Source organism: Streptomyces marinisediminis (assembly GCF_026262575.1).
Classification (GTDB): Bacteria; Actinomycetota; Actinomycetes; order Streptomycetales; family Streptomycetaceae; genus Streptomyces; species Streptomyces marinisediminis.
The window spans coordinates 54,685-67,929 of record NZ_JAPKFL010000023.1 but is presented as its reverse complement, the minus strand read 5'-3'; the positions used below and the strand labels follow the sequence as shown (position 1 = coordinate 67,929).

General features: G+C 76.7%; 12 protein-coding genes. 3 read left to right on the top strand and 9 right to left on the bottom strand.

Going from position 1 to position 13,245, the window contains the following annotated elements; all coding sequences use genetic code 11:
* Positions 1 to 211: 211 nt before the first annotated feature.
* The 5 genes from OSB71_RS18595 to OSB71_RS18575 form a co-directional block, all read right to left on the bottom strand.
* Complete coding sequence (locus tag OSB71_RS18595) at positions 212 to 2,521, bottom strand: HelD family protein (RefSeq protein ID WP_265949454.1); 2,310 nt, start codon at positions 2,519 to 2,521, stop codon at positions 212 to 214.
* A gap of 99 nt (positions 2,522 to 2,620) precedes the next feature.
* Entirely contained in the window at positions 2,621 to 3,955 is a 1,335-nt protein-coding gene (locus OSB71_RS18590) for a uroporphyrinogen-III synthase (protein ID WP_265949452.1), read from the bottom strand.
* A 271-nt stretch (positions 3,956 to 4,226) separates the two neighbouring features.
* Positions 4,227 to 4,976: an ATP-grasp domain-containing protein gene (locus tag OSB71_RS18585; RefSeq protein WP_265949450.1), complete on the bottom strand. Its 750-nt coding sequence runs from the start codon at positions 4,974 to 4,976 to the stop codon at positions 4,227 to 4,229.
* A gap of 119 nt (positions 4,977 to 5,095) precedes the next feature.
* A complete protein-coding gene (locus OSB71_RS18580; RefSeq protein ID WP_265949449.1) occupies positions 5,096 to 6,301 on the bottom strand; it encodes an ATP-grasp domain-containing protein in 1,206 nt (401 codons plus the stop codon).
* A 40-nt stretch (positions 6,302 to 6,341) separates the two neighbouring features.
* A complete protein-coding gene (locus tag OSB71_RS18575; RefSeq protein ID WP_265949447.1) occupies positions 6,342 to 6,485 on the bottom strand; it encodes a hypothetical protein in 144 nt (47 codons plus the stop codon).
* Positions 6,486 to 6,653: 168 nt separating this feature from the next.
* Here OSB71_RS18575 and OSB71_RS18570 point away from each other — a divergent pair, with 168 nt between their 5' ends.
* On the top strand, positions 6,654 to 7,637 hold the full coding sequence (locus OSB71_RS18570) for a helix-turn-helix transcriptional regulator (RefSeq protein WP_265949445.1): 984 nt from the start codon (positions 6,654 to 6,656) through the stop codon (positions 7,635 to 7,637).
* Positions 7,638 to 7,716: 79 nt separating this feature from the next.
* On the opposite strand, the gene OSB71_RS18565 is transcribed toward OSB71_RS18570, so the two are convergent.
* The gene (locus OSB71_RS18565) at positions 7,717 to 8,025 is read right to left on the bottom strand and encodes a GNAT family N-acetyltransferase (protein ID WP_265949443.1); all 309 of its coding nucleotides are present in this window, start codon (positions 8,023 to 8,025) and stop codon (positions 7,717 to 7,719) included.
* Positions 8,026 to 8,314: 289 nt separating this feature from the next.
* On the opposite strand from OSB71_RS18565, the gene OSB71_RS18560 reads away from it, so the two are divergent.
* Both OSB71_RS18560 and OSB71_RS18555 read left to right on the top strand, forming a co-directional pair.
* Complete coding sequence (locus OSB71_RS18560; RefSeq protein ID WP_265949442.1) at positions 8,315 to 8,920, top strand: DUF2243 domain-containing protein; 606 nt, start codon at positions 8,315 to 8,317, stop codon at positions 8,918 to 8,920.
* Complete coding sequence (locus OSB71_RS18555) at positions 8,920 to 9,753, top strand: cytochrome c oxidase assembly protein (protein WP_265949440.1); 834 nt, start codon at positions 8,920 to 8,922, stop codon at positions 9,751 to 9,753. Before OSB71_RS18560 ends, OSB71_RS18555 begins: the two co-directional genes overlap by 1 nt.
* Before the next feature lie 237 nt (positions 9,754 to 9,990).
* Here the strand turns inward: OSB71_RS18555 and OSB71_RS18550 are convergent, their stop codons facing one another.
* The 3 genes from OSB71_RS18550 to OSB71_RS18540 all read right to left on the bottom strand — a co-directional run bounded on the left by OSB71_RS18550 (position 9,991) and on the right by OSB71_RS18540 (position 13,102).
* Positions 9,991 to 10,689, bottom strand: coding sequence for a DUF4333 domain-containing protein (locus OSB71_RS18550; protein WP_265949438.1), 699 nt, complete (start codon positions 10,687 to 10,689; stop codon positions 9,991 to 9,993).
* 173 nt (positions 10,690 to 10,862) lie between these two features.
* The gene (locus OSB71_RS18545; RefSeq protein ID WP_265949436.1) at positions 10,863 to 11,621 is read right to left on the bottom strand and encodes an SDR family NAD(P)-dependent oxidoreductase; all 759 of its coding nucleotides are present in this window, start codon (positions 11,619 to 11,621) and stop codon (positions 10,863 to 10,865) included.
* 29 nt (positions 11,622 to 11,650) lie between these two features.
* Entirely contained in the window at positions 11,651 to 13,102 is a 1,452-nt protein-coding gene (locus tag OSB71_RS18540) for an MFS transporter (protein ID WP_265949435.1), read from the bottom strand.
* Positions 13,103 to 13,245: the final 143 nt, after the last annotated feature.

Here is a 13,245-nt window from a genome sequence, read left to right as displayed (position 1 = left end):
AAGTGGTCGCTCGAAGCGACGATGGTTGGGCCCGGGGGCATGGATCGGGCCGGCGCCACCTCCAGGCTAACAAACGCTCCCCGCCGCTGATTCCACTCCGCCGAACCCGCCGCGAACCCGCCGCGGACCCGCCGTCCCTGCCGCCCCGCGCGACGGTGCGCGGGCCCCGGCGGCCACCCGGCCCGGGCCCTGGGCCGGGCCGCCCGGGGGCTCAGTCCCGCAGGAGGTCCGGCACTCCGGCGGCGTCGGGCGCGTCCCGGGGGCCGGAGAGGATCGTCAGCCGCTGGGTGGCCCGGGTCAGCGCGACGTAGAGCACCCGCAGCCCCGCGGGCGACTCGTCGGCGATGTCGGCCGGCGTCACCACGACCGTCGCGTCGTACTCCAGGCCCTTGGCCTCCAGGCTCCCCAGGGCCACCACGCGCTCGCCCAGCCCCGCGAGCCACTGTGCGGCCTCCGCCCGCCGGGCCATCGGCACGACGATCCCGACCGTGCCCTCCACCTCCGCCAGCGCCCGCTCGGCCTCCGCCCGCACGGCGCCCGGCAGGCCGTCCGCGGCGGCGACGGCGAACCGGGGCACCAGGCCGGTGGAGCGCACCGCCTTGGGCGGCTGCGTGCCGGGCATGGCCAGCGCCAGCACCCGGGAGGCCAGTTCGGCGATCTCGGCGGGGTTGCGGTAGTTGACGGTCAGTTCGAAGCGGCGCCGGGGCCGGGTGCCCAGCGCCTCCGCCCGCGCCTCGGCGGCCTCCTCGTGGTCGGACCACGAGGACTGCGCCGGGTCCCCGACGACCGTCCAGGTCGCCTGGCGCCCGCGCCGGCCGATCATCCGCCACTGCATCGGCGTGACGTCCTGCGCCTCGTCGACGATGACGTGGGCGTAGTCGCGGCGCTCCTCGGGCACGACCTGGCGGTGCGCGCGCCGGGTGGGATCGCGGTCGGCGGCCGTGGTGACCTCGGGCAGCCCGGTGAACTGCTCCAGCGGGTCGATCTCCGTCTTCCGCGGCCTGCTCACGGCGCCGAGCACGGCGTGCAGCTCGTCCAGCAGGGCCACGTCGTGGACGGACAGCGGCCCCGACCCGGCGTCGTCGAGCCGCGCCAGCGAGCGGGCCACCCGGCGCGCCTCGCGCTGCTGGAGCACGCGGCGGCCGTAGCGGGCGAGCCGCTTCTCGTCCCGCATGGCGGCCAGCACCCGGCGCGGGGTCAGCTCCGGCCACCAGGCGGCGAGGAAGCCGAGGAAGTCGTCCTCCTCGGCCACGTCCTCGTCGAACGCCTGCCGGGCCTCGGCGGCCAGCTCCGGGTCGGAGCCCGGCGGGTAGCGGACGGGCCCGCCGGACTTCGCCCACAGCGCGTCGAGCAGCAGCTTGCGGGCGCGCGGGCGCAGCAGGTTCACCGGCGCGGTGCCGCCGAGCGCGGTGGCGCGGATCTCCCGCAGCTCCCGGGCGTCCAGCTCGACGCGGGCGCCGAAGACGACCACCCGCAGCCCGCGCGCCGCGGCCGGGTCGCCCGCCAGCTCCAGCGCGCCGCGGGCCGCGCGGCGCAGCACCCGGGTCATGCGGGCCGAGCCCTTGACGCGGGCGACCGGCTGCGGGTCGTACGCGTCCGCCTCGGCGCCCTCGACGAGCGAGCCGAGCGCGCGGATGACGACCTGCCCCTCCTCCCCGAGCGACGGCAGCACGCCCTCGGTGTAGGCGACCAGCAGCGGGGTCGGGCTGACGACGAGGATGCCGCCGGCGAAGCGGCGCCGGTCGCGGTAGAGCAGGTAGGCGGCGCGGTGCAGGGCGACGGCGGTCTTGCCGGTGCCCGGGCCGCCCTCGACCTCGGTGACCGAGGCTGCCGGGGCGCGGATCACCTCGTCCTGCTCGGCCTGGATGGAGGCGACGATGTCGCGCATGGTGTGGCCGCGCGAGCGCCCCAGCGCGGCCATCAGGGCGCCGTCCCCGACGGTGGGCAGCTCCGCGCCGTCCAGCCGGGCGGTCAGCTCCGGGCGCAGCAGGTCGTCCTCGACGCCGAGCACCCGGCGCCCGCGCGAGCGGATGACGCGGCGGCGCACCACGCGGCCGGGGGCGACGGGCGTGGCGCGGTAGAACGGCGCGGCGGCGGGCGCGCGCCAGTCGATGACCAGGGGCGTGTAGTCGGCGTCGAGCACGCCGAGACGGCCGATGTGCAGGGTCTCGGCGATGTCGGCGGTCCCGTCGGGGCGGACGGCGCCCTCGGCGGGCTCGACGGAGGTGTAGGCGCCGTCCGGGCCGCGCTCGCCGCTCTTGCCGTCGAGCAGGTCGATGCGGCCGAAGAGGAAGTCCTCGTACTCGCTGTTCAGCCGGTTCAGGTGCACCCCGGCCCGGAAGACCTGCGCGTCCCGCTCGGCGAGCGCGCCGGGCGTGCCGACCTGGGCGCCCTTGCCGGCGTCGGCCATCAGGAACTCGGCCTCGTGGATCTTCTCTTCCAGGCGGCGGTAGACCGCGTCCAGGTGTGCCTGTTCCGCGCGGATCTCCCGCTCGCGGACGCCTGTGTCCTGCGCCTCCAACGCAAGGGCCCCCTTCTGCTGTACTCAGGGCAGCCGTCCACCGTACGCGACCGCGCACGCGCGCGCACCCGCGGTGCGGCGGACGGGCGCGGCGGGCGGCTACCGCCCGCCGCGCCCGGCGCCCGGCCCGGCGTCGAGCGCCAGCCGGCAGCCGTGCCGGACGCCGGTCTGGACCAGCTCCGGGGCGCCCAGCGCGGAGCGCAGCCCGGCCACGGCCGTCTCCACCGCCTGCGCGTCGCCCCGCGCGTCGGGCAGCACCCGCAGCAGCTCGGCGTGCGGGACCACCCGCCCCGGCCGGCGCGCCAGCGCGCCCAGCAGCGCCATCCCGGCCGGGGGCACGGCGCGCAGGTCGCCGTCCAGCACGACGGCGTGCCCGCGGATCTCCAGGCGCCGCCCGGCGACCGGCAGCACCAGCGCCCGGCCCGGCAGCTCCGTGCACAGCAGGCGCACCAGCGGCCCGAGCCGGAACCGCTCCGGTTGCACGGTGGGCACGTCGTGCTCGGCGAGCGGTGCCGCCGTCACGGGCCCCACGCAGGCGGCCAGCACGTCCTCCCGCAGCGCCGCCAGCACCCGCTCGCGCAGCCCGCGCTCGGCGGCCCGGCGCAGCAGCGAGGTGGCTGCGGGCGCGCTGGTGAAGGTGACGGCGTCCAGCGCGCGGGCGGCGACCGCGTCGACCATGCGGTCCAGCGGGTCGAGGTCCTCCGGCGGCAGCCAGCGGTAGACGGGGACGGCCACCACCTCCGCGCCTGCCTCGCTCAGCGCCGCGCAGAAGCCGGACAGCGGCTCGCCGTGGAGCTGGACGGCGACGCGGCGGCCCGCGACGCCCTCCGCCAGCAGCCGGTCCAGCACCTCGGCCAGTGATTCCGAGGCGGGCGACCAGTCCTCGGTGAGCCCGGCCGCGCGGACGGCGCCGCGCACCTTGGGGCCGCGGGCGAGCAGTTCGGCGCCGCCGAGCGCGGTGAGCAGCGCGTCGCCCAGGCCCCAGCCCTGTGCCGCCGCCACCCAGCCGCGGAACCCGACGGCGGTGGTGGCGATCACCGTGTCGGGCGCCGCCTCCAGCACGCTCCGGGTGGCGCCGAGCAGTTCGGCGTCGTCGGCCAGGGGCACGGTGCGCAGGGCCGGGGCGTGCTGGACGGCCGCCCCGCGCCGCTGGAGCAGCCCGATCAGCTCCTCGGCGCGGCGCGCGGCGGTGACGCCGACGGTGAACCCGGCCAGCGGCCCCGCGTCCACCACCCGGCCCACCGCCCCGCCCGGGCCCGGGGGCCGGCTTCCCGGGCGGTCCCGCCCCTCGGCCTGCCCCTGGCCGCGGACCTGCTCCTGCTCCTGCTCCTGCTCCTGCTCCTGCTCCTGCTCCTGCTCCTGCTCCTGCTCCTGCTCAGGGTCCTGCTCAGGGTCCGGTGCCCCGTCCTGCGGCGTGCTGTCCTGCTGTGGCATGAGTGGTCCTCGTCCCCGTCTCGGTCCAGGCCGCGCGGTCCTCGGCCCGTCGCCGGGTGACAGGCTCGGTTCCGGCGGTTTCCCGGTGTTACGTGCCCGCCGCGCGGAGTTTCTCACCGCCCCGGGCCCGCCCGTCTCGCGCCCCGGGCGTACCGGCGCTCCGGGCCGCCGGGGACGCGGGGGCGGGCGGCGTGTGCCCGGCCCGGCGGGAGGGCACGGCGGGCGGCGCACCGGGGCGGGGAGGTGACGCGGAAGGGCCGAGACAGAACAGCTAGCCTGCGGCGGCCCGGTGGGCGGGCTGGGGGAGGTCCAGGACGGCCGCGATGGCCGTGGCGTAGCAGGCGGCGGGGTCGGCACCCGGGCCGGGTCCGGGGCCGGCGTCGCGCAGGCGGGGGCCGTGCGGGGTGAGGACGGCGCTGACGTGGGCGAGGCCGACGCGGTGGTCGACGGCGTCCAGGGTGGCCGTCAGCAGCCGGGCGACGGCGTGCGCGGTGGGCGCGTCGGCGTCGTGCGGGGCGAGGGCGAGCACCGTGTGGGCGCCACCGTAGGAGTGGGCGGAGGCCGTGCACAGCGGCCCGGTGAGCTGCTCCTCGACCAGCAGCGGCGCGTCCGGCTCGCCGGCGGCCAGCAGCCGGGCGAGCGCGGTGGCCACCGGCGCGGTGCGCAGCACGTGCAGGTCGCCGCCGGCGGTGCGGGCGACGCAGGGGTAGCCGACCCGCGCGGCGGTCGCGGCCAGCTCGTCGGCGCGGCACCGCTCGGCGCGGACGGGGAAGGGGGTGTAGGCGTTGGCGAGCTCCCGCCGCAGCACCGGGTCGGTGAGGGCGCGCACGGTACCGGGCGGGTTGCCGGGCAGTCGCAGCGCGGCGTTGGCGCGGGCGGCGGCCATGGCGCCGGCGGCGTCAAAGCCGAACACCGACGTCCGTGGGACGCCGGTGTGGAAGCGCAGTGCGGCGCACAGCCGCGTGGTGTCGGTCCAGTCGCAGGTGATCGCCTCGTCGGCTTCGGCGACGAGGCGTCTCATGCCCGGAGCCGCGAGGTCGGGGCCGACCACGATGGGTCTGGCCCCGACCGCGCGTGCCGCCCGTATGGCCTCGCGGCGGGGGTTGAGGAGCAAGGCCGTGGGCGTGGGGGGTGGCGGCTTCATGCGACCGGCTCCGGAGCACCGTGTTCCAGGTGCTCGGCGAGCCAGCCCTCGCAGGTGTGCAGGCGGTCCATGAGCTCGGGGCTGTCGGCACCGGCGACGACCGTCCAGCAGACGCTCGCCGCGCTGTGCAGCGGCCCTTCGCTCAGTTCACCGGGGGCGAGCACCGTGCGGTGTTCGCGGACCCAGTCGTAGGGGGGTGCCTCGGGCACGGCCACGACGTGCCCGGGGCGGGGCGTCATCGCGATGTCTCCGTGCACGGCGCGGGGCGCGGGCAGGGGTGCGGCGCGCAGCGGCAGTCCGGCGGCGAGCCGGAACCACGTCTCCTGCGGGTCGACGCCCCAGGTGCGGCGGATGAGCTGCGGGATGCGCGAGCCGCCGACGCGGCACGCCACCTCGCACAGCACCAGCCGGTCGTCGGTGGTGTGGAAGACCTCCAGGTGGTAGGCGCCCACCTCGGGGGCGGGCAGCACCGTGAGCAGGGTGTCCAGGAACCGCGTGAGCCGTGCGGCCATGGGTTCGCGCGGGTGGAGCAGGACGGAGCCGTTGTTGGCCCCGGAGAGCACCTCCAGGCAGCCGGTGTAGTACCGGCCGGCGGAGACGAACCGGAAGCCCGGCGCGAGCACGGCGTCCACGTGGTAGACCTCCCCGTGCACGAACTCCTCGGCGATCAGGTCCTCCCGCCACGGGCGCCGGGCGAACACGGCGAGGTCGCCCTCGTCCCGCAGCACGGTCACGTCCCGCGCGCCGCCCTGCCCGACCGGCTTGACGACGACCGGGTAGTCCCGCTGCGCCACGAACTCCAGCAGGTCGCAGAACGTGTGCAGCCGAGCGTGGGCGGGGACGGGCACGCCGTGTACGGCGTAGTCCTTCATCAGCGCCTTGTCCCGGAAGACGCGGGCGCTGGCCTCGCTCTGCCCCGGCAGGTCGAGCCGCTCGCGCAGCCGCCCGGCCCGCTGGAGGTCGAACTCGTCGGCCGCCAGCACCTGGCTGAACCGCACCGGCGACACCGGGTCGGACGCCATCCGCAGCACCGCCAGCTCCGGGTACGGCACCCGCGAGCACCCGGCGACCTCCTCGTAGTACGCGTAGCGCTCGGGGCCCGGCAGCGGGGCTTCGGTGAAGACCACCATGTCGGCGGCCAGCTCCGGCAGCATCTCCGCGTAGTCGGTGCTCGCTCCCCCGTTGAGCACGAGCGTGGTCATGAGGTCTCCGTGGTGGGTGGGTGGCGGCGCTAGGGCTGGGTCACCAAACCGTCCAGGTGTCCTCCCCGGTGGCGCCCGCCTCGACCGCGGCGGGTGCGCCGCTGGAGCCGACCGACGCCAGCGAGCCGCCGAGGGCGAGCGCGGCTATCAGGGTCCCGGCGAAGATCCGAGTGAACCGCTTCACGAGTTTCTCCTTCGTTCCGAGCAGTAGAGGCGGCCCCAGCCGAAGGCCGTCCTCTGACCATGATGTTTGTTGCATTCGTCCTGCGTGCCAAGGGTTTCCCCCTGGCGGCATCTCGCCTGGCACGTTGTCGCCCACGTAAGCTTCGAGACCCAAGAGAAGGCGGAGAAGGTGCGTGAGACAGGGGAAATAGACGCGACGACGTCGCAGGTCTACCGGCTCCGCGTCACCCACGCAACAGAGCCGGTCGAGCGGATCGCCGTCCGTGCGGGCATGACCCCCCAGGACGTGGAGGCCGCCGAGCTCCGGCTCGCCGGTCTCGGGCTGCTCCAGCCCGCCCCGGGCGGCGGCTGGGCCGCCGTCAGCCCCGAGACGGCCGCCGACACGCTGCTGGCGACGGCGCAGAAGGAGGTCCTGGAGCAGCAGACGGCCATCGCCGCCACCCGTGCCCGGCTGCACGCCCTGACCGGGGTCTACCTGGAGGCGCGCAGCCTGCGCTCGGACAAGGGCAGCATCGAGATCATCGAGGGCATCGACAACATCCGCTCCGTCATGGACGACCTCGCCCGCCACTGCTCGTCCTCCCTGGACGTGCTGGTGCCCGGCGGCGGGCTGGCCGAGGCGGCGATCCGCACCTCCGCCCGGCTGGACGAGGAGACGCTGGCCCGCGGCGTCCGCATGCGCACGCTCTTCCAGCACGCCGCGCGCAAGCACCTGCCCACCGCCCGCTACGCCGCGCAGATCAGCGCGGCCGGCGCCCGCATCCGCACCACCGGTGTGCTGCCCTCGCGCATGCTCATCACGGACAACGAGTCCGCCGTGCTCCCGGCCGACCCGGAGAACCAGGCGGCCGGGGTCGTCCTCGTCCGCGACCCGGCCGTCCTGGGCTTCCTGTGCCGCCTGTTCGAGCACCACTGGGACCGCGGCCTGGACTTCACCGCCGAGGAGCAGGAGAACGGCCCGGAGCCCACCCAGCTCGAACGCGACGTGCTGCTGCTGCTCGCGGCCGGGAAGAAGAACGACGTCATCGCCCACCAGCTCGGCCTGTCCCCGCGCTCGGTGAGCCGCATCGTCGCCCACCTGATGGACCGCCTCGGCGCCAACAGCCGCTTCCAGGCCGGCGTCCGCGCCGCGATGAACGGCTGGCTGTCCTAGGCCGGCGGGCCCCGGACGCGGGCCCGCGCCGCCGGGCCCGGGCGGGAGCCCGCGCCGCCGGGCCCCCGGACGCGGGCGTTCAGCGGGTGGTCACGCGGGCCTGCGCGTCCGGTTCCACCACGTCCAGGTAGTCCTGGTGGCGCAGGATCCACTCGGCGACGAACACGCAGGTGGGCCGCGCGTGCCGACCCTCGGCGCGGAGCCCGTCCAGCGCGGAGCGGGCCAGCGTGGCGCCCACGCCCTCGCCCTCGAACTCCCCGGCCACCTCGGTGTGGACCAGTTCCCGGATCTGGCCGTGGTCCCGGTACTCCAGGACACCGGCCACCAGGCCGTCGGACTGCGCTTCGTACCGTTCACGCTCGGCCACGTCGACGACATCGACGTCCATGGGAGCCTCCTGAGCAGTCGTCCTCAACGCTTGCTCCCGCCAGGCTACGACCGCCCCCGCGACGCGGCGCGGCGCGCGCGCCCGGGCGGCCCCGCGCGCGCCCGGGGTCCGGGGGCGCGGGCGCGGTGGCCGCGATGGCCAAGGTGGCCGCGGTGGTGAGGCCCCGGGCGGCGGCCGGGGCGGTGGGCCGGGTGGCGGAAACCGGGGCCCGGGACGACTACGGCGCGCGGGACGGGGAAACCCGGGGCGCGCGAGCGCCCCCAGTGCCGACGGGACGGAGACGACAGCGATGGCGACCAGCGCGCGTGGGACCCGGGCCACGAGCCCACCGGCCGACCTCCGGCTGCCCGGGATCGTGCTGGGCGTCGGGCTCGGGGGGTTCGTCGACGGCATCCTGCTGCACCAGCTCCTCCAGTGGCACCACATGCTCAGCAGCACGGACACCGACCGCGTCGGGGTGCGCTACTACGACCCGGACACGGTCTCCGGGCTGGAGATGAACACCGTGTGGGACGGGGTCTTCCACACGGTGTGCTGGTTCGCCGTCCTGATCGGCCTGGCCCTGCTCTACTCCCGGGTGACCCACCGCCGCCGCCGGGTGTGGACCTCGCGCGTGCTGTGGGGCTGGGTGCTGGTCGGGTGGGGCCTGTTCAACCTGGTCGAAGGCGTCGTGGACCACCACGTGCTGGGCATCCACCACGTCCACGACGGCCCGCACCGGCTGTGGTGGGACCTCGGCTTCCTCGCCCTCGGCGCACTGCTGCTCGTCGGCGGCTACCTGCTCCAGCGCGGCGGCCGACCCCTCGCCCCGGACGCCCCCGACGACGAACACGGCCCCGACGGCGGACGCGCCCCGGACGGCGCGGCCACCGGGCGCCCGGAGCGGGACGCCTGATGGGCCACACCCCGCACCCGGCACCGGGCGGCGGGGCGGGCGGCGCGCTGGAGGTGCTGCTGCCCGCGCTGGCGCTGCTCGCCTGCGCCGCCGGCTACCTCCGCCTGGCCCGCCGGGCCCGCCGCCGCAACCCCGTGCGCGGCTGGCACCGGGGGCGGACGGCCGCCTTCCTCACCGGGATCGCCCTGCTGGCGGTCGCGCTCCTGCCGCCCGTCGCCCCGTTCGCGCACGCCGACTTCCGCGGCCACATGGCGCAGCACCTGCTCGTCGGCATGTACGCGCCGCTCGCGCTGGTGCTCGCCGCACCCGTCACCCTGCTGCTGCGGACGCTGCCCGCCCCGCGCGCCCGCCGGCTGACGGCCGCCCTGCACAGCCGCCCCGCGCGGCTGCTCGCGCACCCGGCCGTCGCCCTGCTGCTGTCCACCGGCAGCCTCGCCGTGCTCTACTTCACCCCGCTGTACGCCGCCGCCACGGCCCACCCCGCCGGGCACTGGCTGCTGCACGCCCACTTCCTGTTCGCCGGGTGCCTGTTCGCCTACGTCATCGCCGGGCCCGACCCCGCGCCCGCCCGGCCCGGCGTCCGCGTCCGCCTGGTCTACCTGGGCTGCGGCATCGCGCTGCACTCGGTGATCTCGCAGTTGATGTACGGCGGCTTCTGGCTCCGCGTCCACGCGCCGGTCCCGGAGGTGCGGGGCGGCGCGGAGATCATGTACTACGGCGGCGACATCGCCGAACTCCTCCTCGCCGCCGCCCTCGTCACCACCTGGCGCCCGGCTCCCCGCCCCAGTGCCGACCGTCCGTCCCCCGCCCCGCGGGCGGCCGTGCCGGGGTGAGGAAGCGGGCTTCGGGCGCGGGAGGGCCAGGCGGCGCGGTCCTGCCGGCGTCGCCCGGGCCCCGGCTCCCGGCCCCCTCCGGCTTCGCCGCGACGCCCCGCCCGGGCGGCGGAGGCGGCCGCTGCGTCGCCGGGGCCGCCCGTGGGCCGGGGCGTGCCCGGCGGTGCGCGCCGTGGCCCGCCGGTGCCCGGCGCGCCGGTGCCGGGCGCCGCGCACCGCCGCGCGGGTGAGGGGGCGTCAGTCGCCCGCCGAGACGAACTCCGGGCCGAAGGAGTCCGTCGTCACGTTGAACACCGTGGTCGTGTCACCGGCCTCGTGCCAGACCTGGCACTGGTAGCCGCTGTCGCCGCCCCGGTCGACGGCGACGGCCGCCGGAAGCTCGTCGCAGCTCAGCGTCTGCTCGTACCCGCCGCTGTCCTGGTGCCGCTCCCAGAACTCGTGGAACACCCGCTTGGCGACCAGGAGGTCCTGCTGCGGTGCGGTGTCGTACTGGATGAGGAAGTCGCCCTCCTCGTAGCGGTCGCTGATCGTCACCTCGAAGGGGATCTCCACGCCCTCGTAGGTGGCGGTGCACGTGCTGGTCGCGCCGGCCTCGCGGGTGATGCCGTCGGGGCAGTCCGCGGTGGTCTCGCCGTTCACCTTGGCCTGGCGGAGCAGTTTCTCGCGCAGCTTGTACTCGACCTTCTCGGTGAACTCCGCGCCGCTGCCGGGCTCCGGCGAGGGCGCGACGAGGTCGTCGTGGGACTCGACGACGTCCTGCTGGGGCCCGGTGATCTCCACGGCGAGCGGTTCGGCCGGGGTCGGCGTCTCCTCGGCTCCGGCGGCGGCGTCCGCCCGGGTCCCCCCGCCACCGTCACCGCCGCCGTCGTCGCCGCCGCAGCCGGCGGTGAGCAGTGCGGCGGCCGCAACCGCCGTGACGATCTTCGGTATTCGCATGGGCACACCCTAGAGTGGAGCTGAAGCGCTGGCACAACACCGCCCGTTGACGTACGTGAAGCCGGCAAAGGCGGTCGCGGCGATGGTAGCCGGTGGCCGTATCAGCCGCGTCTCACACCGGTAGCGGACCCGTCTTCCGGCCCCTGGGGGCCGGAAGACGGTCCGGTGGCGGGTCAGGCGGCGGAGCCGCTGTCGATGACGAGGTCGGAGCCGACGACGGCACCGGCCGCCGGGGAGGCGAGGTAGAGGACGGCGGCGGCCACCTCGTCGGCCGAGGCGAGGCGGCCGAGCGGGTTCTCGGACTTCATGCGCTCGGCGCGCTCGGCCTCGCTCTCGCCGGGGCGCAGGGACATCGGCCCCTCGGCGGCGCCGGGGCTGACGGCGTTGATCCGCACGCCCTGGTGGACGTGGTCCAGGGCGGCGGCCCGGGTGAGGGTGGTGACGGCGGCCTTGGAGGTGAGGTAGGGCGCGGCGTGCGGGACGCGCAGGTGGGTGCCGAGGTTGGAGGAGACGTTCACGATCGCGCCACCGCCGTGGGCCGCCATGTGGGCGATCTGGTGCTTCATGGCGAGGAAGACCCCGGTCACGTTGGTGCGCAGCACCGCCTCCCAGTCCTCCTCACGCACCTCGGCCGTGGGCGCGCCACCGCCGAAGACCCCGGCGTTGTTGACGGCGACGTGCAGGCCGCCGAACCGGTCGACGGTGGCGCGCACGAGGTCGCGGAGCTGGCTGGAGTCGGTGACGTCGGCGGGGACGGCGGCGGCCGTGCCGCCCGCGTCCTCGATCAGTGCGACCGTCTCGCGCAGGGTGGCGGCGGTGCGGCCGGCGACGGCCACGCGGGCGCCCTCCGCCGCGAAGGCGAGCGCGATGGCCCGGCCGAGGCCGGAGCCCGCGCCGGTGACGAGCACGGCGGTGTCGGTGAAGCGGTGCATGGGAGCTCCTTCGGGAGACGGGTAGGTGATCACCTGGTGTGGCGGTGGGAGGTCAGGGCGACGAGGGCGAGCAGGGCGCCCGTCGCGGCCAGCGAGACGGCGTCGCTGCCGAGTGTGAGCAGGACGGCGAAGAGCACGGTCGGCCCGAGCTCCATGGCGGTGTTGAACACGCCCCCGGCGAGCCCGGCCTGCGCGGGCGGCACCCGGTCGGTGGTCAGGACGGCGGCGCCCGCGAACGAGCACCCGGTGCCCGCGGCCAGCAGCAGGAGCCCGGGCAGCACCCCGACCGGGTACGCGGCCTGGCCGTGGAGCCCGGTGAGCGCGAGCAGGGCGACGCCGAGCCCGGCCGCGCCGAGCCCCGCGGCGGTGGTGCGCCCGGCGCCGTGCCGCGCGATGAGCCGCCCGGCCAGGCGCCCGGAGCCGATGAGCACGGCGGCGTAGGGGACGAAGGCGGCGGAGGTCTGCGGCCCGCTCCAGCCCCGGTCTTGTTGCAGGTGGAGCGAGAGCGCGATGAAGGTGAGCGCGGTGGCACAGGCGCTGAGGGCGACCGCGGCCAGGCCCAGCGCACGGGCGCGGCCGCGCAGGAAGCCGGGGGGCAGCAGCGGGTCGGGGGCGCGGTGTTCGGCGTAGCGGAACGCGACCAGCAGCACGGCCCCGGCGAGCAGGGGGACGAGCACGGCGGCCGATCCCCAGGCGTGGGCCTCGACGCCGACCAGGCCGTAGCTGGCGAGCGTGACGCCGGTGGTGGCGAGCAGGGCGCCGGGCAGGTCCAGGCGCCGGGCGGCGGGCGGACCGGTGACGGGCGGACCGGCGGGACCGGCAGGACCGGCGGGACCGGCGGGACCGGCGGCGGGCATACCGGAGCCGGGCGGGACACCGGCGGGCAGCAGGCGCGGGGCGCAGGCCAGCGCGGCGAGGGCGGCGGCGGCCGGGAGGGCCAGGGCCAGACGCCAGGAGGCGAGGGCGGCGAGGGGGCCGGAGAGCAGGTTGCCGATCGTCGCGCCCAGGACGGACAGGCCGCCCCAGGTGGCCATCGCCCGCCCGTACGCGGCGGGGTCCGGGAAGACGGTGCGCAGCACGGCCATCGCGGCGGGCGCGACGAGCGCCGCACCCGCGCCCTGGGCGAAGCGGGCGCCCAGCAGGACGGCGTACCCGGGGGCGAGGGCCGCCGCCGCGGCGGCGAGCGTGAACAGGGCGAGCCCGCCGGTGAGGACGGGACGGCCGCCGTACCGGTCGGCCAGCCGGCCGCCGAAGAGGAGCAGCCCGGCGAAGGTCAGCCCGTAGGCCGCGCTGAGCAGCAGCACGTCGGCGCGGCGCAGCCCGAACTCCGCGGCGATGTCCGGCAGGGGCACCACGATGACGGCGAGCGTGTAGATCAGCGTGACCTGCACGGCGCCCAGCAGCGCCAGCGTCCGGCCGGGCGGACGGGCGCGCCCAGGGCGGCTGCCCCCGGGCGCGGTGACGGCTGTCTGATCGGCCATGTGACCCCCCTCTTTCTGGACCGTTCGGTCCATTTCAGTGGCAGAGAAAACCGCACCCGACGACCTGTGACGCCGCACGGGCACGGCACCACGTGGAACAGCGTCAGCGTGGACAGCGTGGACGCGGGGCAGGGCGGAGCACG

Excerpts from the sequence above, each read along its gene's own strand:
- OSB71_RS18585 (WP_265949450.1), bottom strand. The coding sequence starts at position 4,976 with ATGAGACGCCTCGTCGCCGAAGCCGACGAGGCGATCACCTGCGACTGG.
- OSB71_RS18565 (WP_265949443.1), bottom strand. The coding sequence starts at position 8,025 with ATGGACGTCGATGTCGTCGACGTGGCCGAGCGTGAACGGTACGAAGCG.
- OSB71_RS18590 (WP_265949452.1), bottom strand. The coding sequence starts at position 3,955 with ATGCCACAGCAGGACAGCACGCCGCAGGACGGGGCACCGGACCCTGAG.
- OSB71_RS18550 (WP_265949438.1), bottom strand. The coding sequence starts at position 10,689 with ATGCGAATACCGAAGATCGTCACGGCGGTTGCGGCCGCCGCACTGCTC.
- OSB71_RS18560 (WP_265949442.1), top strand. The coding sequence starts at position 8,315 with ATGGCGACCAGCGCGCGTGGGACCCGGGCCACGAGCCCACCGGCCGAC.
- OSB71_RS18540 (WP_265949435.1), bottom strand. The coding sequence starts at position 13,102 with ATGGCCGATCAGACAGCCGTCACCGCGCCCGGGGGCAGCCGCCCTGGG.
- OSB71_RS18545 (WP_265949436.1), bottom strand. The coding sequence starts at position 11,621 with ATGCACCGCTTCACCGACACCGCCGTGCTCGTCACCGGCGCGGGCTCC.
- OSB71_RS18580 (WP_265949449.1), bottom strand. The coding sequence starts at position 6,301 with ATGACCACGCTCGTGCTCAACGGGGGAGCGAGCACCGACTACGCGGAG.
- OSB71_RS18555 (WP_265949440.1), top strand. The coding sequence starts at position 8,920 with ATGGGCCACACCCCGCACCCGGCACCGGGCGGCGGGGCGGGCGGCGCG.